26 protein-coding genes are annotated in these 24,073 nt (G+C 67.1%); 10 read left to right on the forward strand and 16 right to left on the reverse strand.

The window, feature by feature from the left end:
* Positions 1-115: 115 nt before the first annotated feature.
* The 3 genes from ACFFDA_RS16765 to aspS form a co-directional block, all read right to left on the reverse strand.
* Positions 116-352 (reverse strand): acyl carrier protein, encoded by a 237-nt coding sequence (locus ACFFDA_RS16765; protein WP_007679564.1) that lies wholly within the window; start codon positions 350-352, stop codon positions 116-118.
* A gap of 85 nt (positions 353-437) precedes the next feature.
* Positions 438-857, reverse strand: a complete 420-nt coding sequence (locus tag ACFFDA_RS16770) for a VOC family protein (protein WP_404481928.1) — start codon at positions 855-857, stop codon at positions 438-440.
* A 110-nt stretch (positions 858-967) separates the two neighbouring features.
* Positions 968-2,794: an aspartate--tRNA ligase gene (gene aspS / locus ACFFDA_RS16775; protein ID WP_404481929.1), complete on the reverse strand. Its 1,827-nt coding sequence runs from the start codon at positions 2,792-2,794 to the stop codon at positions 968-970.
* A gap of 201 nt (positions 2,795-2,995) precedes the next feature.
* Here aspS and ACFFDA_RS16780 point away from each other — a divergent pair, with 201 nt between their 5' ends.
* From ACFFDA_RS16780 to ACFFDA_RS16790, 3 genes are all read left to right on the forward strand, one after another.
* A complete protein-coding gene (locus ACFFDA_RS16780; protein ID WP_404481930.1) occupies positions 2,996-3,340 on the forward strand; it encodes a hypothetical protein in 345 nt (114 codons plus the stop codon).
* A 65-nt stretch (positions 3,341-3,405) separates the two neighbouring features.
* Positions 3,406-4,629 carry a ribonuclease D gene (gene rnd, locus ACFFDA_RS16785; RefSeq protein WP_404481932.1) on the forward strand — a complete coding sequence of 408 codons (1,224 nt, stop codon included), beginning with the start codon at positions 3,406-3,408 and terminating at the stop codon, positions 4,627-4,629.
* Between the two features lie 147 nt (positions 4,630-4,776).
* The gene (locus ACFFDA_RS16790; protein ID WP_404481933.1) at positions 4,777-5,673 is read left to right on the forward strand and encodes a hydrogen peroxide-inducible genes activator; all 897 of its coding nucleotides are present in this window, start codon (positions 4,777-4,779) and stop codon (positions 5,671-5,673) included.
* A gap of 197 nt (positions 5,674-5,870) precedes the next feature.
* On the opposite strand, the gene ACFFDA_RS16795 is transcribed toward ACFFDA_RS16790, so the two are convergent.
* Positions 5,871-7,019, reverse strand: coding sequence for an MFS transporter (locus ACFFDA_RS16795; RefSeq protein WP_404481934.1), 1,149 nt, complete (start codon positions 7,017-7,019; stop codon positions 5,871-5,873).
* Positions 7,020-7,191: 172 nt separating this feature from the next.
* On the reverse strand, positions 7,192-7,785 hold the full coding sequence (pgsA, locus tag ACFFDA_RS16800; RefSeq protein ID WP_404481935.1) for a CDP-diacylglycerol--glycerol-3-phosphate 3-phosphatidyltransferase: 594 nt from the start codon (positions 7,783-7,785) through the stop codon (positions 7,192-7,194).
* Between the two features lie 124 nt (positions 7,786-7,909).
* Here pgsA and ACFFDA_RS16805 point away from each other — a divergent pair, with 124 nt between their 5' ends.
* Positions 7,910-9,223 carry an MFS transporter gene (locus tag ACFFDA_RS16805; protein ID WP_404481936.1) on the forward strand — a complete coding sequence of 438 codons (1,314 nt, stop codon included), beginning with the start codon at positions 7,910-7,912 and terminating at the stop codon, positions 9,221-9,223.
* Positions 9,224-9,242: 19 nt separating this feature from the next.
* Here the strand turns inward: ACFFDA_RS16805 and ACFFDA_RS16810 are convergent, their stop codons facing one another.
* The 3 genes from ACFFDA_RS16810 to ACFFDA_RS16820 all read right to left on the reverse strand — a co-directional run bounded on the left by ACFFDA_RS16810 (position 9,243) and on the right by ACFFDA_RS16820 (position 10,351).
* Positions 9,243-9,452: a hypothetical protein gene (locus ACFFDA_RS16810; protein WP_404481937.1), complete on the reverse strand. Its 210-nt coding sequence runs from the start codon at positions 9,450-9,452 to the stop codon at positions 9,243-9,245.
* A gap of 182 nt (positions 9,453-9,634) precedes the next feature.
* Entirely contained in the window at positions 9,635-9,817 is a 183-nt protein-coding gene (locus ACFFDA_RS16815; RefSeq protein ID WP_404481938.1) for a CsbD family protein, read from the reverse strand.
* Between the two features lie 120 nt (positions 9,818-9,937).
* Positions 9,938-10,351 (reverse strand): EVE domain-containing protein, encoded by a 414-nt coding sequence (locus ACFFDA_RS16820; RefSeq protein WP_404481939.1) that lies wholly within the window; start codon positions 10,349-10,351, stop codon positions 9,938-9,940.
* 78 nt (positions 10,352-10,429) lie between these two features.
* Here ACFFDA_RS16820 and ACFFDA_RS16825 point away from each other — a divergent pair, with 78 nt between their 5' ends.
* The 6 genes from ACFFDA_RS16825 to ACFFDA_RS16850 all read left to right on the forward strand — a co-directional run bounded on the left by ACFFDA_RS16825 (position 10,430) and on the right by ACFFDA_RS16850 (position 16,937).
* Entirely contained in the window at positions 10,430-11,365 is a 936-nt protein-coding gene (locus ACFFDA_RS16825) for an isopenicillin N synthase family dioxygenase (RefSeq protein ID WP_404481940.1), read from the forward strand.
* Between the two features lie 103 nt (positions 11,366-11,468).
* On the forward strand, positions 11,469-13,094 hold the full coding sequence (locus ACFFDA_RS16830) for a putative bifunctional diguanylate cyclase/phosphodiesterase (protein WP_404481941.1): 1,626 nt from the start codon (positions 11,469-11,471) through the stop codon (positions 13,092-13,094).
* 207 nt (positions 13,095-13,301) lie between these two features.
* Complete coding sequence (dapF, locus tag ACFFDA_RS16835; protein WP_404481942.1) at positions 13,302-14,120, forward strand: diaminopimelate epimerase; 819 nt, start codon at positions 13,302-13,304, stop codon at positions 14,118-14,120.
* Positions 14,117-15,295 carry a MiaB/RimO family radical SAM methylthiotransferase gene (locus ACFFDA_RS16840; RefSeq protein WP_404481943.1) on the forward strand — a complete coding sequence of 393 codons (1,179 nt, stop codon included), beginning with the start codon at positions 14,117-14,119 and terminating at the stop codon, positions 15,293-15,295. Before dapF ends, ACFFDA_RS16840 begins: the two co-directional genes overlap by 4 nt.
* The gene (ftsY, locus tag ACFFDA_RS16845) at positions 15,292-16,266 is read left to right on the forward strand and encodes a signal recognition particle-docking protein FtsY (protein ID WP_404481944.1); all 975 of its coding nucleotides are present in this window, start codon (positions 15,292-15,294) and stop codon (positions 16,264-16,266) included. Before ACFFDA_RS16840 ends, ftsY begins: the two co-directional genes overlap by 4 nt.
* On the forward strand, positions 16,266-16,937 hold the full coding sequence (locus tag ACFFDA_RS16850) for an inner membrane-spanning protein YciB (RefSeq protein WP_404481945.1): 672 nt from the start codon (positions 16,266-16,268) through the stop codon (positions 16,935-16,937). Before ftsY ends, ACFFDA_RS16850 begins: the two co-directional genes overlap by 1 nt.
* 14 nt (positions 16,938-16,951) lie before the next feature.
* Here ACFFDA_RS16850 and ACFFDA_RS16855 read toward each other — a convergent pair whose 3' ends face one another.
* The 8 genes from ACFFDA_RS16855 to ACFFDA_RS16890 form a co-directional block, all read right to left on the reverse strand.
* A complete protein-coding gene (locus ACFFDA_RS16855) occupies positions 16,952-17,608 on the reverse strand; it encodes a hypothetical protein (protein WP_404481946.1) in 657 nt (218 codons plus the stop codon).
* 154 nt (positions 17,609-17,762) lie between these two features.
* The gene (locus ACFFDA_RS16860; RefSeq protein WP_404481947.1) at positions 17,763-19,751 is read right to left on the reverse strand and encodes a potassium transporter Kup; all 1,989 of its coding nucleotides are present in this window, start codon (positions 19,749-19,751) and stop codon (positions 17,763-17,765) included.
* Positions 19,752-19,888: 137 nt separating this feature from the next.
* Positions 19,889-20,545 carry a tetratricopeptide repeat protein gene (locus tag ACFFDA_RS16865; RefSeq protein WP_404481948.1) on the reverse strand — a complete coding sequence of 219 codons (657 nt, stop codon included), beginning with the start codon at positions 20,543-20,545 and terminating at the stop codon, positions 19,889-19,891.
* Positions 20,542-20,964, reverse strand: coding sequence for a cytochrome c-type biogenesis protein CcmH (locus ACFFDA_RS16870; RefSeq protein ID WP_404481949.1), 423 nt, complete (start codon positions 20,962-20,964; stop codon positions 20,542-20,544). The genes ACFFDA_RS16865 and ACFFDA_RS16870 overlap by 4 nt, the downstream gene beginning before the upstream one ends.
* Positions 20,961-21,515: a DsbE family thiol:disulfide interchange protein gene (locus ACFFDA_RS16875; protein WP_404481950.1), complete on the reverse strand. Its 555-nt coding sequence runs from the start codon at positions 21,513-21,515 to the stop codon at positions 20,961-20,963. Before ACFFDA_RS16875 ends, ACFFDA_RS16870 begins: the two co-directional genes overlap by 4 nt.
* On the reverse strand, positions 21,512-23,482 hold the full coding sequence (locus tag ACFFDA_RS16880; protein WP_404481951.1) for a heme lyase CcmF/NrfE family subunit: 1,971 nt from the start codon (positions 23,480-23,482) through the stop codon (positions 21,512-21,514). The genes ACFFDA_RS16875 and ACFFDA_RS16880 overlap by 4 nt, the downstream gene beginning before the upstream one ends.
* Positions 23,479-23,931: a cytochrome c maturation protein CcmE gene (gene ccmE / locus ACFFDA_RS16885; protein WP_404481952.1), complete on the reverse strand. Its 453-nt coding sequence runs from the start codon at positions 23,929-23,931 to the stop codon at positions 23,479-23,481. Before ccmE ends, ACFFDA_RS16880 begins: the two co-directional genes overlap by 4 nt.
* Entirely contained in the window at positions 23,931-24,071 is a 141-nt protein-coding gene (locus tag ACFFDA_RS16890; protein WP_404481953.1) for a hypothetical protein, read from the reverse strand. Before ACFFDA_RS16890 ends, ccmE begins: the two co-directional genes overlap by 1 nt.
* Positions 24,072-24,073: the final 2 nt, after the last annotated feature.

Here is a 24,073-nt window from a genome sequence, read left to right on the forward strand (position 1 = left end):
CGAAAACGGCGACAGGCCCGCCCCCTTAGAGGTCGAGCCTGTCGATTTCAATCCGAGTATGCGCCCTGCCCCGGCCGCCCGTCATCCGGGCGGGGGTCAGGTACGCTGGCCGGAATCAGCCCTTGTTCTCTTCGATGTACTTGATGGCATCGGAGACGGTGCTGATCTTCTCGGCCGCGTCGTCGGGGATTTCGACGCCGAACTCTTCCTCGAAGGCCATGACCAGCTCGACGATGTCGAGCGAGTCAGCGCCCAGATCGTCGATGAAGCTGGCGTCTTCGGTAACCTTCTCGGCTTCCACGCCCAGGTGCTCGACGACGATCTTCTTAACCCGATCGGCGGTATCGCTCATGTGTATAGACCCCTTCAAAAATCGGAGGATTGATATCTCGTCAGCCGCCCTAATGACTGGGCGGCGCGCTGGCAAGGGGCTTGGCTTACACGCCAAACCGCACATGACCGGCCTTATCCACGGTCCATGCGGGATTCCAAGCGATTTCCCACGCATGGCCGTCCGGATCGGCGATATATCCGCGATATCCACCATGAGGCGGTGCATCGGCAGGGCGAAGCGTGCGCGCGCCGGCCGCCTCCAGACGGGCGATCGCCGCATCCACGGCCTCGGCACTTTCGACGTTGTGGGCCAGCGCAAAACTGCCGGCCGGGGCGCAGGGCCGGTTCATGTCGGCTTCGAGGTCGGCCTTGCCCCAGATGCCCAGGACCAGGCCGTTCATCTGGAAGAAGGTGACCTCGCCGTTCCCGAACACGGGCTCCCAGCCGAAACCCTCGCTGTAGAAGGTCGTGGCGCGCGCGACGTTGGCAACGCCGAGGGTGATGACGGAGATCTGCGGTTGCATGGGAGTGGAAACGTAGAAGGCGCCCCGCCAGTTCCTCCCTGTCGCGAAGCGACGGGGAGGATATGGTAAGCGCAAATGTCGTCCCGGGCGTGCCCCGGGACGACGGAGCTTCACCCAGCGTCGGGGGCAACCACCTTGCCTGCTGCCGGCGCCGTCGGCTTGACCGGCTCGACCACCCGCATGTGCAGTTCGCGCAGCTGCTTGTGCTCGGCCGGGGTCGGAGCGCCCATGAGCAGGTCCTCGGCGCGCTGGTTCATCGGGAACAGCGAGATTTCGCGCAAGTTCTGCGCGCCGCACAGGAGCATCACGATGCGGTCGACGCCGGCCGCCATGCCGCCGTGCGGCGGGGCGCCGTACTGGAAGGCGCGGTAGAGGCCGCCGAAGCGCTCCTCGACGTCCGCCTTCGACAGGCCGACCTTCTCGAAGGCCTTCACCATCAGCTCGGGGCTCTGGTTGCGAATCGAACCCGAGGCGATCTCGAAGCCGTTGCAGACGAGGTCGTACTGGAACGCCTTGATCGTGAGCGGGTCCTGGTTCTCCAGCGCGTCCATCCCGCCCTGCGGCATCGAGAACGGGTTGTGCGCGAAGTCGACCTTCTTGTTGTCCTCGTCCCACTCGTAGAACGGGAAGTCGACGATCCAGCACAGCTCGAAGCGGTCCTTGTCGATCAGGTCGAGCTGCTCGGCGACGCGGGTACGCGCCAGCCCCGCGAGCTTGGCGGCCTGCTCTTCCTTGCCGGCGGCGAAGAACACGCCGTCGTTGGGGCCCAGGCCCAGCGCGGCGATCAGCGCGGCGGTCTTCTCCTCGCCATGGTTCTTGGCGATCGGGCCGCCGGGGACGCCGTCCTTGATGTTGATGTAGCCCAGGCCCGAGTGGCCCTCGGCGCGCGCCCAGTTGTTCATCTCGTCGAAGAACTTGCGGCTGCCCGCGCCTGCGCCCGGAGCCGGGATCGCGCGGATGGTGCCGCCGTTGCCGACAATGCCGGCGAAGATGCCGAAGCCCGATTCGACGAAGTGCTCGGTCACGTCCTTGATGAGCAGCGGGTTGCGCAGGTCCGGCTTGTCGGAACCGTAGTCCAGCATCGACTGGGCGTGCGGGATGCGGCGGAACGCACCGGCAGGCGTCACCGGCTTGCCCTCGGCGAAACCGGCGAACACGGCCTGGAGCACGGGCTCCATGGTCTCCCAGATTTCCTCCTGGGTGACGAAGCTCATTTCGAGGTCGAGCTGGTAGAACTCACCCGGCAGGCGGTCGGCGCGCGGGTCCTCGTCGCGGAAGCACGGCGCGATCTGGAAATAGCGGTCGAAGCCGGCGACCATCAGGAGTTGCTTGTACTGCTGCGGCGCCTGCGGCAGCGCATAGAACTTGCCCGGGTGGATGCGGCTGGGCACCAGGAAGTCGCGCGCGCCTTCGGGGCTGGAGGCGGTGAGGATCGGCGTCGAATACTCGGTGAAGCCGATGCCTTCCATGCGGCGGCGCATGTCCGAGATGATCTTCGTGCGCTTGACGATGTTGGCATGAAGGGTGTCGCGGCGCAAGTCGAGGAAGCGGTACTTGAGGCGGATGTCCTCGGGGTATTCCTGCTCGCCGGCGACCGGCATCGGCAGTTCCTCGGCCTTGGAAATGACCGTGGCGGCGCGGGCGTAGACCTCGATCTCGCCGGTGGCGAGGTTGGGGTTCACGGTGCCGGCGCTGCGGGCCTTCACGGTACCCTCGATGGTGACCACGCTCTCGGCGCGCAGCGAATCGAGGACGGCGAGCGCCGGGCTGTCGCTGTCGGTGACGACCTGGGTGACGCCGTAGTGGTCGCGCAAGTCGACGAACAGGACGCCGCCGTGATCGCGCTTGCGATGGACCCAGCCCGAAAGGCGGACGGTCTGGCCGACTTCGGCCGCGCCGAGCGCGCCGCAGGTGTGAGAGCGATAGGGATGGGTCATGGCGGGTGCGTGCTCTTCAATACGAAATTCGGATAGTCCCGGCCCCTAGTCGACTGGCCGCGTGATTTCCAGATGTGGTTTTCGTCGCCCCGGGCTCGCCCCGGGACCTCGATGACGATGCCGGTGGTAACGCCAAATAAACCAATTGGCATCTAAGCTCGCGCGGCAAGGGTCGACGCGCAAGAACGAGCAGGACAAAACATGCTGGCACGCAAGCTGGACGAAGTTCTCCCCGAAGTATCGGCCGCGCAGGACGAGAACGTCGTTCGCTCCCTTTGCCCGCAATGGGCCGACGCCCCGATATCCGTGCCGACCGAACCCGCACCGCCTCTCGGCGCCCTGATCGAGCTATACCAGCTCGCCGAACCCGACGCCGATCCGGGCGACGATGCCGAGGCCTGGCACCTGCCGCCGCCGGGCATCCACACCACAGGCTCGCAACTGCGCCGCCGCCTCGTCACGCCCGAAAGCATCGCCCTGCTGGCCGCCCACGAAAAGCCCCGGCTGGTGCGCGGCCTCGTCCAGCGACTCCTGCGCCGGAAATAAACTGCGACAAAACGGTAACACGGGGCGTTGATCCCCCGGACGGTTAGGCGTAACGCCTCGATTCAATGAAAATTCACCCGCTGATAACAAAAACCGAAGATCTCGCCGATTTGTGTGCGCGGCTCGCGAAATCCGATTTCGTGGCCGTCGACACCGAGTTCATGCGCGAAAACACCTATTGGCCCGAACTGTGCCTGGTGCAGATCGCCGATACCGAGGAAGCCGCCGCGATCGACCCGCTGGCGCCCGGTCTCGACCTGAAACCCTTGTGGGACCTGCTGACGGACAACGAGGATGTCCTCAAGGTCTTCCATGCCGGGGGCCAGGACGTCGAGATCGTGTTCAACTTCACGGGCCGCACCCCGCACCCGATCTTCGACACCCAGATCGCGATGATGGCGATCAGCCAGTCCGAGCAGATCGGCTATTCCAACCTCGTAGAATCCTGGCAGGGCCTGACGATCGACAAGGGCGCGCGCTTTACCGACTGGTCGCGTCGCCCCCTCACCGACCGGCAGATCGAATATGCGATCGGCGACGTCACCCACCTCTCCAAGATCTTCCCCAAGATGCTCAAGCGCCTCATCAAGACGCGGCGCGGCGAGTGGCTGGACCAGGAAATGGAGAAGCTGGCCGATCCCGAGCACTACCGCAACGACCCCGGCCAGGCCTGGAAGCGCATCAAGGCGCCAGGCCGCAACCCGCAGGTCCTCGGCCGCCTCAAGGCGATCTCCGAGTGGCGCGAGGTCGAGGCCCAGGGCAAGAACATCCCGCGCGGCCGCATCGCCCGCGACGAAACGCTGGCCGACATCGCCAGCCACCCCCCCAAGACCCAGGCCGACCTCGCCAAGGTGCGCGGCCTGTCGCAGGGCTGGAAGGACAATGACATCGGACGTCGCCTGATGAACGTGCTCGCCAAGGCCGAGCCGATGTCCGACGAGGAAATGCCTCCCCGCGCCCCCCGTGGGGCGCCGCTCGGCAAGGAAGGCGCGCTCGTCGCCGACCTGCTCAAGCTGCTGCTCAAGATCCGCGCCCGCGAGATCGACGCCGCCTCGCGCCTGCTCGCCCGCAGCGAGGAGCTGGAACTGCTGGCGGCCGGCGTGCGCAAGAACCTCAGCCTGCTGGAAGGCTGGCGCTACGAGGTCTTCGGCCGCGACGCGCTCGACCTCGTCGAGGGCAAGCTCGCCTTCGCGGTGGAGAACGGCAAGCTGAAGATGACCCATGTTGACGACGCCGCGAAAGCGGCGGCGGCGGTCGAAGCGGATACCGAGGACGCGCCCGAGGGCTGATCCTCTACACCCCGTCATCCCGGCAAAGACCGGGACCCGGCTCGACAGATCGGGATGACGGGGGGCGCGGCTCCATGAAGCCTCGGCCCGAACTGCGCACGGCAGCAAATCCTTGGCCAAGCCTACCGTTCATGCGATAGCCCTCGCGTGACCGTATACCAGCCCACGCTCAAGCAGCTCCAGTATCTCGTCTCGCTCCATGAGCATGGCCATTTCGGACGCGCCGCCGACGCCTGCTTCGTCTCGCAGTCGACGCTGTCGGCGGGCCTGCGCGATCTCGAGACGCTGCTGGGCGTAACCCTGGTAGAGCGCACCAAGCGCGCGGTTCGGTTTACCCCGCTGGGCAATTCGGTGGTCGCCAAGGCCCACCGCATCCTGCGCGAGACCGAGGAACTGTCCGACCTCGTGCAGTCGAGCGGCAAGCCCCTCGCGGGCGAGTTGCGCATGAGCGTGATCCCCACGATCGCGCCATTCCTGCTGCCCCGGATGCTGCCCCGCCTACGGCGTGAGCGCCCTGCCCTCAAGCTGTTCCTGCGCGAGGAACCCAGCGCGGCGGCGGTCGAATCGCTCCACCACGGCCGCGCCGACTGCGTCTTGCTGGCGCTCCCCTACGCCACCGGCGAAGTGGAGAAGGAGACCATCGAACTCGACGCCTTCTTCGTCGCCTTCCCCAGCGACTATCCGCACAACCCTCCGGCCGAAGTCCACCCCGACCTCATCGACGAGAACCGCCTGCTGCTGCTGGAGGACGGCCACTGCCTCAAGGACCATGCCCTGGCCGCCTGCAACCGCCCGGAACTGCGCGCCAGTGCGACGATGATCGGCACTTCGCTGCACACCCTGGTGCAGATGGTCGACAATGGCCTGGGCCTCACGATGCTGCCCGAGATGGCGCTGGACGCCGGCATCCTCAACGGCACCAACGTCGTCGCGCGCCCGCTCATCTCCCCCAACGCCAACCGCGAGATCGCTCTGGTCTGGCGCAAGAACTCACCCCGCTCCGAGGAATTCCGGATGCTGGCGGACGAGTTGCGCGCGGGATAGAAGGAACGCGCCGCGTTCTCCGGCATGGCTAGTCAAGGCCGTGTCCGATGATGCCGGCACCGTCTGTCAGGCAGGTGGACAGGCGATCGGCGGCACGCTGTCAGAGGTATGCCAGGGGCTCGTCGGCGATCGCGTGGCGGCTTGGCGCATCGGCAACGCTGCCCTTTTCCCGATCCCTAGGCTCTCGGTCGGGCACGTCACCTCGTTGTACGCCGCCCCAGCCCCTGCAGCGCCAGGCCGAGCGCCGAAATACCGATGCCCAGCGCCGACACCCCGCTCCAGCCCCAGCCGTGCCACACCGCCGTCGCCGCGCCCGAACTGGCCGCGCCGGCCAGGAACATTATCGCCATGTAGACGGTGTTGATCCGCGAGCGCGCCTCGGGCCGCAGGGCGTAGATGATGCTCTGGTTCGAAACCTGGCTCGCCTGGACCGCGAAATCGAGCGCCAGCACGCCGACCACCAGCCCGGCGATCGATTGCCACACCGCGAACACCAGCCACGACACCAGCGTCAGCACGCTCGCCAGGACGATGACGCGGCCCGGGCCGCGACGGTCGGCGATTCGCCCGGCGATCGGCGCCGCGAGCACGCCCGCCGCGCCCAGGACCCCGAACAGGCCTGCCGCTTCCGGGCCGAGGCCGAACTGCGGCTCCTGCAGGCGCAGCGCGAGGATCGTCCAGAACACGCTGAAGACGCCGAACTGGCAGCACTGGATATAGGTTGCCCGCCGCAAGGCCGGAAACTCGCGCCACAGGCCCCAGAGCGAGGCGAGCAGGCCGCCATACGTCATGCCTGTCGCCTGCGGGCGGCTGCGCGGCAGCATCAGCGCCATCAGCCCCGCGGTCGCGAGCGCCAGCGGCACCGCCAGCCAGAACATCTCGCGCCAGCCGAACATGCCTGCGACGAAGCCCGCCAGCGTGCGGCTAAGCAGGATGCCGCACAACAGCCCGGCCATGACCGTGCCCACCACTGCGCCGCGCTTTTCGTCGGGTGCGAGGTTGGCGGCGAAGGGAACGATCTGCTGCGCCACCGAGGCCAGCAGGCCGACCCCGAGCGATGCGGCGAGGACCAAGCCCGCGCTTGGCGCCAGGGCGACGAGGGCCAGCGCGAACGTGAGCGCCAGGCACTGCATCACGATCAGCCGCTTGCGCTCGACGAGATCGCCCAGCGGCACCAGCACGAGCAATCCCGCAGCATAGCCCAGTTGCGTCGCGGTCGGCACGTAAGTGACTGCACGGCCCGCGAGGTCGCGTTCCATCAGGCCGAGCATCGGCTGGTTGTAGTAGATGTTGGCGACCGTCAGGCCGGCAGCGGCAGCGAGCGCAAAAACCACGCCCTTGCCCATGGTGGGGGCCGGAGCGCGAACGGGTGACTCGGTGATGGTGCAGGACGTTGCGGTGATGGTCGGCTCCTTGCTGCTGTCCCTCTCCCGCCCTGCCCGCGACTTAGGCCGCGCAGGACGGGAACCAAGCGCTAGGATCGCACGCCTCGTTTACAATAGTGCAAGAGTCGCGCGTTCAATCCATGTATTTGACGCCGGCGCGCAGGTAGTCCCAGCCGGTCACCAGCGTCAGCGCGGCGGCGGCCCACAGCGTCGTCAGGCCCACCGTATGCGGGACGTTGATCTCCAGCGAGCCCAGCCACACGTTCCACCATGGCGTCGCCGCGCCCAGGATCAGCGCCCCCAGCGAGACGAGCTGGAACGTCGTCTTCCACTTGGCGAGGCGGCTTACCGGAACCGAGACCTGCAATCCGCCCAGGAACTCGCGCAGGCCCGAGACCGCAATCTCGCGCACCAGGATCACCAGGCCTGCGATCACATGCGCGTCCCCCACGTAGGGACCGCGCAGGATGCCCTGCGCGGTCAGGACCAGGATCACCGCGGCGATCATGATCTTGTCGGCGATGGGGTCGAGGAACACGCCGAGCTTGGAAACGGTGCCGCTGGATCGGGCGAGATAGCCGTCGAAATAGTCGGTGATGCCCATCAGACAATAAAGGACAAAGGCCAGCCCGTAGCCGAACTCCCACTTGGGCCACCACAGCAGGAAGGCCAGCAGCGGCACCGCAAAGATTCGGGACAGGGTGAGGATGTTCGGGAGCGTCAGCATCGTTGCAACGCCATAGCGCGCAAATGCGACGGGAATAAAGTGCCCAACGGGGGTTGTGCCCCCGCCCCACCGCATTAAGTGTCGCCGCGACCAGAAGAGCGAGGCCGGCGGCACTTTACCGATCATGACCACGACGACCAAACTCATCCGGGCCCGGCGCTTCCTGCCCCTGTTCGTCACCCAGCTCCTCGGCGCGTTCAACGACAACCTGTTCAAGAACGCCATGATCCTTTTCGTGGTCTACGAGGTGTATCATTCGGAAGCCCAGGAGGCCCGCTTCAGCGCGCTGGCCTCGGCGATCTTCATCATCCCGTTCTTCCTGCTGTCGGCGCTCGCCGGGCAACTGGCAGACATGCGCGACAAGGCGAAGCTGATCCGGGTCATCAAGGCCTGCGAGATCGTCATCATGCTGGTCGGCGGCGCCGGGCTGGCGCTCGCCTGGCAGGGCGTCTCGATCGAGGGCCTGGCGATCCCGCTGATGCTGCTCGCGCTGTTCGCGATGGGCGTGCATTCCACCTTCTTCGGGCCGATCAAGTACGCGATCCTGCCCCAGCACTTGCGCGACGGCGAAGTCCTCTCGGGCACCGGCCTCGTCGAGGCGGGAACCTACATCGCAGTGCTGGCCGGCACTATCGTCGCCGGCTGGATCGAGGTCGAGCATGCCGCGATCGGCGTCATCGCGGTCTCGATCATCGGCTATTTCGCCGGCCGACAGGTCCCGCCCGCCCCGCCGCTGTGCGAGCCCGAACCGCTCGACTACCACTTCATCCGCGCCTCGGTGAACCTGGTGCGCACGACGATGAAGGACCGCCGGGTGTTCCTGGCGATCTGCGCGATCAGCTTCTTCTGGGCGATCGGCACCGTGCTGTTCATCCAGTTCCCGCCGCTCGCCAAGAACATGCTGCGCGCCAGCAAGGAAGTGGCGAGCCTGTTCCTGGTGATCTTCTCGGTCGGCGTCGCCTTCGGGTCGGTGGCGATCAACGCGCTGCTCAAGGGCACCGTCTCGGCGCGCTGGTCGCCGATCTCGGTGATCGGCATGGGCGCGTTCCTCGTCGCGTTCCAGCAGGTCTGCCGCATCTGGCCGCCGCACAGCGGGCCGGACGTGATGATGGACGTCTCGACTTTCGTGGTCCAGCCGCTGGCGGTTCCGTTGATGCTGACGCTGCTAGGGATAGCGGTGTGCGGCGGCATGTTCGTGGTGCCGCTTTACGCGTTCCTCACCACTTTCGTGGAAAAGAGCCAGACCGCACGCACGATCGCGGCGAACAACATAGTCAATTCGGGCGCGATGGTGGTGGGTTCGCTGGCCACCGGTGCGATGACCTTCATGGGCGTCGCCGTGGCGCAACAACTGCTGGTGGTCTCGCTGAGTTGCCTGGCCTCCGCCTGGCTCGGCCACCTGCTGTTTCGCGCCGAAAAGGCCGCGGTCCCGGGCTGAGCGGGCTACCGCGCCAATCTCAGGCGATGAACAGCCCGATCGCGACCACGCTGGCGCAGTAAGCCGACAGGAAGCCCCGCCAGTCCCCGCCACTCAGGCGCCACCGACGTTCGGCCTCGACGTTCTCCGCGTCCGCGGGGAGCGGGTCGGCGAGGACGTGGGGCGGCAGCGAGCGGCGGAACCAGTGCCTGGCCGACTCCTGCGTGAGGACGAGTGCGCGACGTGTCATGCTTCGCATAATGCACGTCTTAACGATTTGTTTACCATTCCGTAAAGCGGGTGATCCCACACTTCCCGAAACGGGACGCCATCGTTCATTTAACCCCTGTCAAGCGGCGGAAAACGAACGAAAAAGGGCCGCCCGAAGGCAGCCCTTGATCGTTTTCGGCCCTGATCTTCAGGATGCGAGGGTCAGACGCGGTCGCCCAAGGCGCCCTTCACCTTTCCGGCGGCCTGTTGCAGCTCGCCCTTCTTCTCCTGGGCCACGCCTTCGGCCTTCTGGGCCGGGTCGTTGCGGACATCGCCGGCCACCTGCTTGGCGTTACCGGCGACTTCGTTGGCGAGACCCTTCACGGTATCCTTGAGCTTACCCATGGCGTTATCTCCTTGATTTTCCGGCGACGAAACCATCCGCCGTCTTCAGCAATACCAACGCCAGAGCATCGCCAAAGGTTGCAACGGTTCGTCGCCCCGGGGCTTTCGGATGCTCGCGAATCACCCACCCGCCAGCGTCAGGATGTAATCCCACTCCTCGTGAGTTACCGTCGCCACCGACAGGCGCGAGAACTTCACCAGTTCCATCTCGGCCAGCTTCGGATCGGCCTTGACCTCCTTGAGCGTAACCGGCCGCTTCAGCTTGCGCACGGGCTTGAGCTTCACCGCTGCCCATTTGCCTTCCGGATCGCTCGGATCGGTGAGGCCCGCCTGGCTGATGGTGGCGATGCCGACGATCTCCTTGCCGATGTTGGAATGGTAGAAGAACGCCTCGTCACCCACCTGCATGGCGCGCAGGTTGTTGGCGGCGCGGTGGTTGCGCACGCCGTCCCAGGTGCCCTCGCCCTCGGCCACGAGATCGTCCCAGCCATATGCGTCGGGCTCGGACTTCATCAGCCAGTAGCTTTTCGCCATCGATCGCCTTTCCGTTTCGTGTCCGGCCCGCAAGCCCTTAAAGGGGCGGCATACCGATTCATCACGGACTGCACTACCATGGACCTAGCCGAAATCCCCGTCCTCAGCCTCGATGCCGACCGCGCGGACCTGCCCGCCCGCCTCGGTGAGAGCTTCCGCACCTTCGGGTTCGCGATGATTCGCGACCATGGCATCGACCAGTCCCTGATAGACCGCGCGTGGGACCTGACCGCGCAGTTCTTCGCCCTCCCGGTCGAGACCAAGCAGACGTATTTCATCCCCGGCCAGGGCGGGGCGCGCGGCTACACGCCGTTCCGCACCGAAGTCGCCAAGGGCGCGAGCGAGAAGGACCTCAAGGAGTTCTGGCACGTCGGCCGCGACGTTCCTGCCGATTCGCCGCTCGCCGCCTCGATGCCGCCCAACGTCTGGCCCAGCGAAATCCCCGGCTTCCGGGAGACCTTCACCGAACTCTACGCGCAGTTCGACGAGGCCGGCGCCAAGGTCCTCTCCGCCATCGCCATCGACCTCGGCCTCGATGCCCACTGGTTCGATCCCGCGATCGACGACGGCAACTCGGTCATGCGCCTGCTGCACTATCCGCCCGTCGGCGATGGTGCCGGTGGCGCCATCCGCGCCGGCGCGCACGAGGACATCAACCTCATCACCCTGCTGCTCGGCGCGCAGGAAGCGGGCCTCGAACTGCTCGGCAAGGACGGGCGCTGGCTCTCGATCGCACCGCCCGAAGGCGCGGTGGTGGTCAACATCGGCGACATGCTGCAGCGCCTGACCAACCACGTCCTACCCTCCACCACCCACCGCGTGCGCAACCCGGAAGGCGAGAGGGCGGGGCACAGCCGCTACTCGATGCCCTTCTTCCTGCATCTGCGCAGCGACTTCCGTTTCGTCACCCTGCCCGAATGCGTGAGCGAGACGAACCCCGACCGCTATCCCGAAACCATCACCGCCGACGACTACCTGCAGGAGCGCCTGCGCGAGATCGGGCTGAAAAAGTAGGATCGGCCCCGGCTCGCCCGGCCCCTTTCCGTGCATTAACCAATATTTCAGAGCGTTTACTTAGTGGTTCCCCCTTAGGACGACACCCCAAGGGGGCACTGCTTTGCACGCAGCGAATTTTCAGATTTCCGGGAGTGACGACGACGACGCGGGCGGCCCGGTGGATATCGTCGCGCTCGGCATCGTCACCGCCGCGATCATCCTGTTCGTCGCCACCGGCAGCGAGATCGGCCCCGACGTGGTGCGTTCCCTTTCGGGCAGCCCCCGGAGGCCGGACACCTTCATCCTCGTCGCCTTCCTGCTCAACATCGCGATCATCATCTTCGGCTGGAGCCGCTATCGCCAGCTTTGCGAGGAGATCGTGTTGCGCAAGGCCGCCGAGCGCGCGGCCCGCCGCCTTGCCGAGACCGACCCGCTCACCGGCTTCCTCAACCGCCGCAGCTTCCACGCCGGTCTCGATGCGATGATCGACACCTTCGGCGACCAGGGCGGCGCCGTCGCGTTGATGATGATCGACCTCGACAACTTCAAGCAGGTCAACGACCACAACGGTCACTCCGTCGGCGACCTGCTGCTGTGCGAATGCGCCTCGCGCATCTCGGCCAGTCTGCCGCCCAGCGCCCTCGTCGGGCGGATCGGCGGCGACGAGTTCGCCGTCGCCCTTCCTTTCGAAGGCCAGCGCCCCGAAGCCGTCGACCGGATCGCCCAGATCCTCGTCCATGCCATCGGTGAAAGTGCCCGGGTCAATGCAATCAGCATCGAGGTGACCGCCTCGATCGGCCTCGCGCGGTCGGACCGCCTCGATTCGGCCCTCCATTCGGTCGATGCCCATGCGCAAGGCTTGCTGGAAATGGCGGACATCGCGATGTACCACTCCAAGCGCCGCGGCCGGAACGGCTTCTCTTGGTTCGAGCCGCACATGGCCGATGAAATGCGCTTCCGCGCCGAACTGGAGAACGGTATCCGCCAGGGCATCCCGCGCGGCGAGTTCGTGCCTTTCTACGAGCAGCAGGTGGACTTGCGGACCGGCGAGCTGACCGGCTTCGAAATGCTCGCCCGCTGGGATTCGCCGCAGTTCGGCATCGTCGCGCCCGACATCTTCATCCCCGTCGCGGAGGACATCGGCGCCATCGCCGATCTGTCGCACAGCGTGATCGGGCAGGCGCTGGAAGATGCCAAGCTGTGGGACCCGCACCTGACGCTGGCAGTCAACATCTCGCCGATCCAACTGCGCGACCCGTGGTTCGCCCAAAAGCTGCTGCGCATGCTGGTGGAGGCGAACTTTCCGGCCGGGCGGCTGGAGGTCGAGATCACCGAAAGCTGCCTGCATGAGAACCTCACGCAAGTCCGCACTCTCATCGCCAGCCTGAAGAACCAGGGCATCCGCGTCAGCCTCGACGATTTCGGCACGGGCTACAGCTCGATCGGCCAGCTGCGCCAGTTGCCCTTCGACCGCATCAAGATCGACCGCAGCTTCGTCTCCAGCCTGATCGACGACAAGGACAGCGCCGCGATCGTGCACGCCGTCGCCACGCTCGGCCAGGGCCTGCACCTGCCGGTCACCGCCGAGGGCATCGAGACACAGGACGTGCTCGACCACTTGCGCCAGTACGGCGAGATCACCGGCCAGGGCTACCTCTACGGCCGCCCGCGCCCGGCCAGCGAACTGGGCGAGTGGCTGGATGCGGGCCAGGGGATCAAACCGGAAACCGAGGCACGCAGAGCCTGAACCCGTCGTCCCGGACCTGATCCGGGACCATGGGCGAGGCCGAGTCCACATCACGCCCGGGCGTCAGGGCGCCACGCCGCCGTGGCCCATGGCAGGGTCTCGCCTCAAGGGTACACCCCGCTCCCGGATCAAGTCCGGGACGACGGGCTGGACCCGTTCTCACGACAACACTGGACCTTGGCCCCCGCAACTCCTAGATCGCGCGCCATGCGGATCGAATTCACCAAGATGCATGGCCTGGGCAACGATTTCGTCGTGCTCGACGCGCGCGAGCGGCCCCTGCCCGCGATCGACGCCGGCTTTGCCGCAGCGCTCGCCGATCGCCATACCGGCATCGGCTGCGACCAGCTCATCCTGCTCGAGCCGTCCGACACCGCCGATTTTCGCATGCGCATCTTCAATGCCGACGGCAGCGAGGTGGAAGCCTGCGGCAACGCCACGCGCGCGGTCGGGCTGCTGCACGGCCGCCCTGCCCGGATCGAGACGCTCGGCGGCCTGCTCAGCGCCACCCCCGCCGAGGCTGGCATCAGCGTCGACATGGGCCGGCCCCGGTTCGACTGGGACGCGATTCCGCTCGGCTACGCGATGGACACCCACGCGATGCCCGTCGCCTGGGAAGAGCTGGTCAATCCGATCGCGGTCAACGTCGGCAATCCGCACGTCATCTTCTTCGTGCCCGATCCCTACGCCATCGACATGGCGCGCCTGGGGCCGATGATCGAGACCGACCCGCTGTTTCCCGAGCGCATCAACGTCAACGTCGCCGCCGTGACCGCACGGGATGCGATGACCCTGCGCGTGTGGGAGCGCGGTGCCGGCCTTACCCGCGCCTGCGGGACGGGCGCCTGCGCCACCGCGATCGGGGCGATGAAGCGCGGCCTCGTCGACCGGCGGGTGACCGTCACCCTGCCCGGCGGGCCGCTGGTGATCGAGTGGCGTGAAGACGGCGCGATCGTCATGACCGGCCCCGCCACCGAGGCATTCCGCGGCAGCTTCGATCCGGCGGACTTCGGGATCATCGCTTGACCGTCGAGGTCCATTCCCTCGGCTGCCGGCTCAACCTCGCCGAAAGCGAAACCCTGCGCGGACTGCTCGGGGACGCGCAGGACCTCGTCGTCATCAATTCCTGCGCCGTCACGGCCGAAGCGGTGCGTCAGACCCGCCAGGCGATCCGCCGCGCCCGCAGGGCCCGTCCCGACGCGCGCCTGCTCGTCACCGGCTGCGCTGCCGAAGTGGAGCGCGAGGCGCTGGCGGCGATGCCCGAGGTCGACGGCCTGATCGCCAATACCGCCAAGCTCGACCCGCGTGCCTGGAACGTGCCGGTCGCCACGGCCGCACCCGCCCCGCGCCGGCACACGCGCGGCTTCGTCCAGGTCCAGAACGGCTGCGACCACGCCTGCACGTTCTGCGTCATCCCGCAGGGACGCGGCCCCAGCCGCTCGCGCAGCGTGGCGCAAGTGCTGGCCGACGTCGCCCTGCATCTCGACGCGGGCGCGGGCGAGATCGTACTGACCGGCGTGGACCTCACGTCCTGGGGCGGCGACCTCCCGGGCGAACCGCGCCTCGGCGCCCTGTGCGAGGCGATCCTCGCGCACTTCGGGGGCCTCGGGCGGCTGCGTCTTTCCTCCATCGATGGCGCCGAGGTGGACGAGACGCTGTTCGACCTGCTCGCCGGCGAGGCGCGGGTCATGCCGCACGTCCACCTCTCGCTCCAGCATGGCCACGACCTCGTTCTTAAGCGCATGAAGCGCCGCCACAGCCGCGCAGACGCGCTTTCGCTGGTGGCTGCCCTGCGCGCCCGCCGCCCGGACATCGCCATCGGCGCCGACCTCATCGCCGGCTTCCCGACCGAGGACGAGGCGGCCCACGCCGCGAACCTCTCGATCGTCGAGGAACTGGGCGTCGTCCACGGCCACGTCTTTCCCTATTCGCCGCGCCCCGGCACTCCGGCGGCGCGGATGCCGCAAGTGGAACATGCCGCGATCCGGGCGCGCGCATCGCAGTTGCGCGAAACTGTCGCGAAAGTGCGGGCATCCTGGCTTGCCGCGCATCTGGGCAAGCCGCTATGGGTGCTCGCCGAGCGAGGCGGGACCGGCCATGCCCCGGACTTCGCCCCCGTCCGCGTGCCCCCGGACACGCAGCCCGGCACGCTGGTCAGCGTTACGCCCGCAAGGGTAGTCGAAGGAATACTGGAAGCATGAGTACCGACGGACCCCAGAGCGACGCGGGGGCTCCCGAAACCGGCAACGACTGGTCCGAGCGCCTCTTCGGAGGCTTTCGCAAGACCTCGGAACGGCTTGCCGGCAACCTGGCCGGCATCGTCGGCGCCACCCGCCTGACCGACGCGCAGCTCGACCACCTCGAGGATGCGCTCATCATGTCGGACCTGGGGCCCCGCGCCGCCGCCCGCATCCGCGCCCGCCTCGCGGACGAACGCTTCGAGCGCGCAGGTGCTCAGGGGGCCGACGAGCGCGCGATCATGGAAGTCGTCGCGCGCGAGATCGCCGAGATCCTGCGCCCCGTCGCCAAGCCGCTCGACGTGGTCGCCTTCCCGCGTCCGCAGGTGATCCTGGTGATCGGCGTCAACGGTTCGGGCAAGACCACCACCATCGCCAAGCTGGCGCACCTGTTCCAGGAGCAGGACTATTCGGTCATGCTGGCGGCGGGCGACACCTTCCGCGCCGCCGCGATCGGCCAGCTCAAGGTCTGGGCCGACCGCCTGTCGATCCCCATCGTTACCGGCCCCGAGGGCGGCGATCCCGCCTCGGTGGTGTTCGACGCGGTCAAGGCGGCGACCGACACCGGCATCGACGCGCTGATCGTCGACACCGCCGGGCGCCTCCAGAACAAGCGCGAGCTGATGGACGAGCTGGCCAAGATCCGCCGCGTCCTGGGCCGTCTCAACCCCGAGGCGCCGCACGACGTGGTACTGGTGCTCGATGCCACCAACGGCCAGAACGCGCTCTCGCAGATCGAGATATTCAAGGAAGTCGCCGGCGTCTCCGGCCTCATCATGACCAAGCTCGACGGCACCGCGCGCGGCGGCGTCCTCGTCGCGGCGGCCGAACAGTACGGCTTGCCGATCCACGCCATCGGCGTGGGCGAGAAGATCGACGACCTGCGCCCCTTCAATCCCGACCTGCTCGCGCGGGTGATCGCCGGAATCGCGTGATGACTGAAACGGTTAAAGCCCCGAGCCCGAGTAAGCCCCCGAGCAAGCCCAAGAGTTCCTGGGTCAATCTCGTCGTCGATTTCGGGCCCCTGCTCGTCTTCTTCCTCGCCTACCGCCACTTCGCGCCGACCGACGAGAACAACATGGTCGGCACCGTTACCGCGGTCATCAAGGGCACGGTGGCCTTCATGGTCGCTACCGTGATCGCGCTGGCCGTGTCGAAATGGCGGCTGGGGCACATCTCGCCGATGCTGTGGCTGACGACGGTGCTGATCCTTGGCTTCGGCGCGCTGACCGTGATCTTCCGCGATCCGTTCTACGTCCAGATCAAGCCCACCGCCGTCTACCTGCTGTTCTCGGTGGTGCTGTTCGTCGGGCTGCTGAAAGGCAAGCCGATGCTCAAGTACCTGCTCCAGTCCGCCTTCGAGGGGCTGAACGAGGAAGGCTGGATGAAGCTTTCGCGCAACTGGGCGTGGTTCTTCCTGGTGCTCGCGGTGCTGAACACGGCGCTGGTCTATACCGTCAGCTTCGACACCTGGATGCAGGCCAAGCTCTGGGGCTTCACGGTGCTGTCGTTCCTCTTCACCTTCTCGCAGCTACCCATGGTGCTCAAGCACGGCATGGGCGAGGAGGCGAAGGAAGAACTGATCGAGAACCCGCCCCACGACTGAGGCGGGCCGACGGCTCAGTCGGAAGGCTCGAAGTTCGCCACCTCGACGAGATTGGCGATTTCCTGTAGCAGTTGCCCGGGTTCGATGCCGATCTGCGGCCCGAGCAACGCCGCAAAAGCGCGCATCTCGCCCGTAACCGTCCCGCGCATCGGCGGGGAACGGAAACCGAGCGCCTTGAGCATCATCACGGTGTCGATCGATCGGTCACGCCCCACCCTTCCTACGCCGTGGGTCCGCTTCTTCTCGTATCCAGCTCCGTGCGAGGTATTGGGCGAACCGGGGACCAGCCCCATCCGGATATAGTTGAGCGCGAAAGTCCTGGCGCGCTCGCGGTTGTAGAGATGGTCCACATGCAGGTCTGACGGGATGGCCCCCGGACCGCCCGGATGAAAAAGCGCGAGAAACTGCCCGTAGCTTTCGCGGTACTTGTCGTTGTCGGTGCGCACCCAGAGCACTTTCGCCTCGATCGTGGGCGTCACCTGAACGAACGAACCATCGCCCAGGGCCTCCAGGTTCACCGGATGCCTGGCCCGGAACAGCGTGGGCTTGTCGCGAACGGTAGCGATGTCGACCACGGCGCCGAACGGCTGATGCGCGGTCGCCGCCGTCATCTCGGCGATGATGGCACGCCTCTCGCCATCCATGATCTGCTGGAAGTACGGTGGAGTCATTCGTACCCTCGCGCTCGGGCTCGGGCTCGGGCTCGGGCCAACGCGTACGATCCAATGCGACGCCGGGCAACCGTCTCCCGGCCGTCTCCGCCCCTCTCTAACAGCACTTTTACTTTTCGTCCGTCGCGCACCGACCCCCGGCCGGTACGCAACCTCAGATCTCCAACTGGCTGCCCAGTTCGACCACGCGGTTGGTCGGCAGGCGGAAGAACTCCATCGCGCTGGCCGCATTGCGCATCATCCAAGCGAAGAGCTTTTCGCGCCAGATCATCATGCCCGGCTTCTCGGACGGCACCAGCGTCTGGCGCGAGAGGAAGAAGCTGGTCTTCATCATCTCGAACGGCCCGCCGCACATCGGCGCATGGGCGAGCGCGGCGGGGATGTCGGTCTCTTCCATGAAACCGTAGCGCAGCGTCAATCGGTAGAAGCCCTGGCCCAGTTCCACCACCGTGAAGCGATCCTGCGGCTCGACGTAGGGTCCGTCCTGCACTTCCACCGTCAGCACCACGACCCGCTCGTGCAACACCTTGTTGTGCTTGATGTTGTGCAGCAGCGCGGAGGGCACGCCCATGTTGCTCGACGCCATGAAGATCGCCGTGCCGGGAACGCGGGTGGCGCTGCCGTGGGCGCTCTTGGCGAAGACGTTGAGCGGCAGCGCGGCCTCGGTCATCCGGTCGCGCATGAGGCGGCGCCCCTTGTTCCAGGTCGTCAGCAAAGTGAAGGCGACGCCGCCGATCAGCAGCGGGAACCAGCCGCCATCGGGCACCTTGGTGGCGTTCGCGGCGAAGTAGGCGCCATCGACCAGGAAGAACGTGACGATCACCGGGATCGCCATCCACAGCTTCCACTTCCACAGCACGATCAGCAGTACCGCCATCAGGCAAGTGTCGATCAGCATCGCCCCGGTCACCGCGATCCCGTAGGCCGAGGCGAGGTTCGAGGAGTTCTGGAACACCAGCACCAGCACGATCACGCCGGTCATCAGCGCCCAGTTGACGAAGGGGATGTATATCTGGCCGACTTCGTGCTCGCTGGTGTGGCGGGTCGACAGGCGGGGGATGAAGCCGAGCTGCATCGCCTGGTGGGTGATCGAGAACGCGCCCGATATCACCGCCTGGCTGGCGATGAAGGCGGCGCAGCTCGCCAGAATCACCAGCGGCAGGCGCAGCGATTCGGGGGCGAGGTTGAAGAACGGGTTCTCCATCGCGACAGCCGCCTGCGCATCGTCCAGTCCCAGGATCATCGCCGCCTGGCCGAAGTAGTTGACGAGGAGGCAGGGCATCACGAAGCCGAACCAGGACAGGCGCATCGGCCCGCGCCCGAAGTGGCCCATGTCCGAATAGAGCGCTTCGGCGCCCGTCACCGCCAGCACGACGGAGCCCAGCGCCAGGAAGCCCAGCATCTTGTCGGTGAGGAAGAACTGCACCGCATACCACGGGTTCAGCGCCACCAGCACCTGGGGCATCTGCGCGAGGTGGTATACGCCCAGCACGGCGAGCACGACGAAGTAGGTGACCATCACCGGCGCGAACAGCGCGCCGACCTTGGCGGTGCCGCTCTTCTGGATGACGAACAGGGCGACCAGCAGCACCAGCGCGATCGGCAGGACGAACGGCGCTAGGTCGGACTGGACGACGGTGAGGCCCTCGACCGCCGAGAGCACCGAAACCGCCGGGGTAATCATCGAATCGCCATAGAACAGCGACGTCGCGAAGACCCCCAGCAGGACCACGAGCCCGCCGTAGCTGGACTTCCTGATCGCGCCCGAAATCAGCGCGACGAGGGCGAGGCTGCCCCCCTGCCCCTTGTTGTCGGCGCGCATCAGGACGGTGACGTACTGAACGGAGACCACCAGCGTCATCGACCAGAAGATCAGGCTGACGACGCCCAGGATGTGCAGTTCGTCGATCGCCAGCGGATGCGGGCCGACGAAGGTTTCGCGAAAGGCGTAGATCGGGCTGGTGCCGATGTCGCCGAAGACGACACCCACCGCGCCCAGTGCCAGCTTGGTGATATTGCCGGAGCTACCGCTCCCGCCATGGCCGCCGCCATGTCCATGCGCGTGACCCGATACCGGAGGGTCGTACGCCGCGGGGTCCATTACCGCCGGGACGTCAGACGTATCCGCAGTTCCATCACTCATTCCAGCGTCCTGTCATGGACTCGCAGAAGCGCATTCACTGCTGCGGCAAGGCTGTGCCCGTTAGCAGCATGGATGGGGCCTAGCAACGATACTTACAATGCCACATCGGGGCGGCCATGTGCCGTTCAGGGAACCCGCTATCGGCGCTGAACGGGCGTCGATTCGGCCTTCTGCGCGGCGATCACCGCATCGAGCCGCTCGATCTGCCCCGCCAGTGGGGCGCGGTAGGCGGCGTCCGCGGGCGCCCGCTCGACGACCCCGGCCCACAAGGCGCGCGCTTCGGCCAGGCGGCCTTCTTCCGCGAAGGCCAGGCCGAGGAAGAATGGCGGCCCCGGCGCGTTCGGTTCGGCCGCGATGGCACGGCGATAGGCATAGGACGCGGCCGGCGTCAGCATCCCGTCGGCATGACCGACAAGCGCGTTGGCCATGGCGAGCCAGGCTTCCGAACTCTTGGGATCTTCCTCCACCGCGATGCGCAGCACTTCGGCCGCAGAGGCATAGTCGCCGTTCCGCGCGAAGGCGTCCGAGGTCACGACCCAGCGGTTGGTCGTAGGAATGCCGCTGTTGGTGACCTTCGAGCGCGCCTCGACGAGCGCGGCGGGGTTGCCGGAAACCGTCTCGCGCGCTTCCTTGGGTGCACCCGCGAGGCCGGGCGAGCCTTGGGTCACGTATCCGGCGATGCCCAGCAGCAGCGCCGAGGCGACCGCCTCGCGGCCCCCACGCGGAACCTTGAGCACGAACAGCAGCACCGCCAGCACGACGAGCGCGAGGCCGATCACGAGGACCCAGGTCACTGGCCGTTCTCCGGTTTGCGCGTGAACCGCCGGCGCAGCAGCAGGAAGGCGATGAGCACCAGCACCGCCGGCACCGCGAAAAGCGGCCAGGTCAGGCCGGTCAGTTGCGGGGCATAGCTGACATAGTCGCCATAGCGCTCGATCAGCCAGGCGCGGATCGCCTCGGGCGTCTCCCCGGCCGCGATTCTCTCGCGCACCAGCGAGCGCATCGAACCGGCGATCGGGGCATCCGAATCGGCGATCGACTGGCCCTGGCACTGCAGGCAGCGCAGCGTCTCCATCAGGTCCTGCGCCTGGCTCTCCTTGGCGGGATCGTCGAGCTGGCGATAGGCATAGGGCGCGGTCGACTGCTCTTCCTGCGCGAAGGCCGGCGCGGCGAAGGCCATGACCGCGAGGCCGGTGGCGAGCAGGCGCTTCATTCCTGCGCCTCCTTCAGCTTGTCGAGCAGGAGACCCAGGTGTTCGGGACGGATCTCGCCGATGTGCTGGTAGACGATGCGCCCCTTGCCATCGACGACGTACGTCTCCGGCACGCCCGACGAACCGAGCGCCAGTTGCACCTTGCCATCGTCGTCGGCGCCGATCCGCTGGAAGGGATCGCCATTGGCCTCGAGAAAGCCCTGGAGGTTTTCCGGCGTGTCGCGCACCGAGATGCCCTCGATGGGGATGCCCGCCTTGGCGAGTTCGCCCAGTTGCGGCGCCTCGACGCGGCAGGGGATGCACCAGCTCGCGAAGACGTTGACGAGGTGCGGCTTGCCGTTGGCGAGGATCTTGCTGTCGAGCCCGGGCCGCCCGGCAAGCGCCGGCGGCAGATCGAACGCCGGCATCGGCTTGCCGACGAGCTGGCTGGCGACATTGCGGTCGGCCGGGCGGTAGAGCCCGATCATCACCAGCGCCACGAAGCCTGCGAACAGCGCCAGAGGCAGCCAGATCGCCCAGCGGCGGGGGCTTGCAGGAGGTGTGTCGCTCATCGGCCCTGCCTTTCGCGACGGTAGGCGATCTTGCCGCGCGCGATCCGGCGGCGCAAGTCGGCCAGGACGTGCCCGGCCAAAGCCAGCGCCCCGCCCAGCGCGATCATCAGTCCGCCCAGCCAGATCATCGGCACGAACGGTTTCCACCACAAGCGAAGCTGCCAGCGACCGTCCTCCTTGGCCCCGGCGATCGCAGGCGCCTCGCCGCCAAGCACGGCGTAGAGCTGGCCGTTCCAGCGCGTCAGCAAGGCCGATTCGCTGGTCTGCTGCACCGGCGTCCAGAAGCTGCGCGATTGCGGCAACATGCGGGTGACCTTGCCGTCGGCGCCGTAGCGAACCAGCAGGCGCGCCTCGAGCGCGGTCCAGTTGGGTCCGGCGACAGGCTCGACGGTGTCGAGCTTCACGCCCCAGGGGCCCACCTGGGTGATTTCGCCGATCTTCACCGCGACCAGCTTTTCGACCGAGAAGGCGCTCTCACTGCTCATCCCGAACAGCGCGACGGCGATGCCGAAGTGCGCCACGACCATGCCCCAGATCGGCAGCGGCGTGCGGCGCAAGTTGCGGCCCTTGAGCGGCAGCAGGCTCGCCCATGCCAGCCCCAGCGCCATCGCCAGCCCGAGGAACGGCAGCAGCGCAACGCCGCCGATCAGCGCGACCGCGATCACGCCCGCGGCCACCAGCATCGCCGGAATCACCATCCCCCTGCCCACGCGTGCGAACGTGTCGCGCCGCCAGCGCAGCAGCGGGCCGACCGCCAGCACCACCAGCATCGGCAGCGCGAACAGCGCGCTCATCGGGTTGAAGTAGGGCGGGCCGACCGAGACCTTGGCACCCATTGTCTCGGCCACCAGCGGATAGAGCGTGCCGAACAGCACGATCCCCAGGATCGCCGAGAGCATGACGTTGTTGACCACCAGCGCGCCCTCGCGACTGACCATGGTGAAACGTTCGCCCTCGGTCACGGTCGAGGCGCGCAGGCCGAACAGGGTCAGCGCCCCGCCGATGTAGATTGCCAGCAGCGCGAGGATGAAGGTGCCGCGCTGCGGGTCGACCGCGAAGGCGTGCACGCTCGTCAGGATGCCCGAGCGGACCAGGAACGTCCCGATCATTGACATCGAGAAGGCGACCACACCCAGCATGATCGTCCAGGCCCGCAGCGCGTTGCGCGAAGCCAGCACGCTGCACGAATGGAGCAGCGCGGTCGCCGCCAGCCAGGGCATCAGCGAGGCGTTCTCCACCGGGTCCCAGAACCACCAGCCGCCCCAGCCCAATTCGTAGTAGGCCCAGTAGGAACCGGCGGTGATGCCCACCGTCAGGAAGATCCACGCGCCCAGCACCCAGGGCCGCATGGCGCGCGCGAAGGCCGGTCCGACCTCGCGCGTGACAAGCGCACCGATGGCGAAGCTGAAGGCGATCGAAAGCCCGACGTAGCCGAGGTACAGCGTGGGCGGATGGAATGCGAGGCCGAGGTCCTGCAGCAGCGGGTTGAGGCCGTTGCCCTCGGCGGGGGCTGGCGAGAGGCGCTCGAACGGGTTGGAGGCGAGCAGCAGAAACGCATAGAAGCCCAGGCTCACGAAAGCCTGGCCCGCCAGCGTCGCCAGCATCGTGCGCTCGGGCAACCGGCGCTCGACCAGTGCCACGAACCCTCCGGCCATGCCCATGACCGTCACCCACAGGAGCATCGAACCCTCGTGGTTGCCCCAGGCGCCGGCGATCTTGAACACCAGCGGCTTCATCGAGTGCGAATTGAGCGCGACCAGTTTCACCGACAGGTCGCTGACCGAAAAGACGTAGATCAGGCACGCGAACGACAGCAGTGCCAGCAGGCCCTGCACGATCGCGACGGGCCGCGCCGCGCCGCCCATCGCCGCGCCGCGCTGGGTAAGGCCAAGGCTGCCGGCGACCAGTTGCAGGCCGGCCAGCGCGGCGGCCAGCCACAGCGCCGCGAGTCCGAGTTCCGCCATCATTGGGTTTGCGCCACCACCTGCTTGGCCTGGTCCTTGGTCATGTCCTGCATTTCGCGCGGCACGTAGTTCTCGTCGTGCTTGGCCAGCAGGTTGTCGGCAACGAACGTGCCGTTGGCGCCCATGCGCCCTTCCGCGACCACGCCCGAGCCCTCCACGAACAGCGAGGGCACGATGCCCCGGAACGTCACCGGCACCCGCGCCTTGCCGTCCTGAACGACGAAATCGACGGTCACGCCATCCGCCGCCGTCTTGAGCGAGCCTTTTTCGACCATGCCGCCCAGGCGGACGGCGCGATCCGGTTCGGGAGGCTTGGCGACGATCTCGCTGGGCACGTAGAAATAGCTCGCCTGGTTGCGCAGCGCCCAGGCCGCGAGCAGCCCCGCGCCGATCAGCACGACGAGCGCGACCACGAGCAGCACGAGGCGCTGGTGCTTCGCCTTGACGACCATCAGCGCTTCCTCGCCTCGTCACGGCGCCGTTCGGCGCGGCGCATCGTCACGAGCGACCAGGCGATCATCGCCAGGGTCGCGCCCACGCCGACCGCATAGGCGGCGACCACGAAGGTCCAGGGGTCCATCGCCTCGCGCATGA

It is taken from the genome of Novosphingobium sp. BL-52-GroH (assembly GCF_044813085.1).
Lineage (GTDB): Bacteria > Pseudomonadota > Alphaproteobacteria > Sphingomonadales > Sphingomonadaceae > Novosphingobium.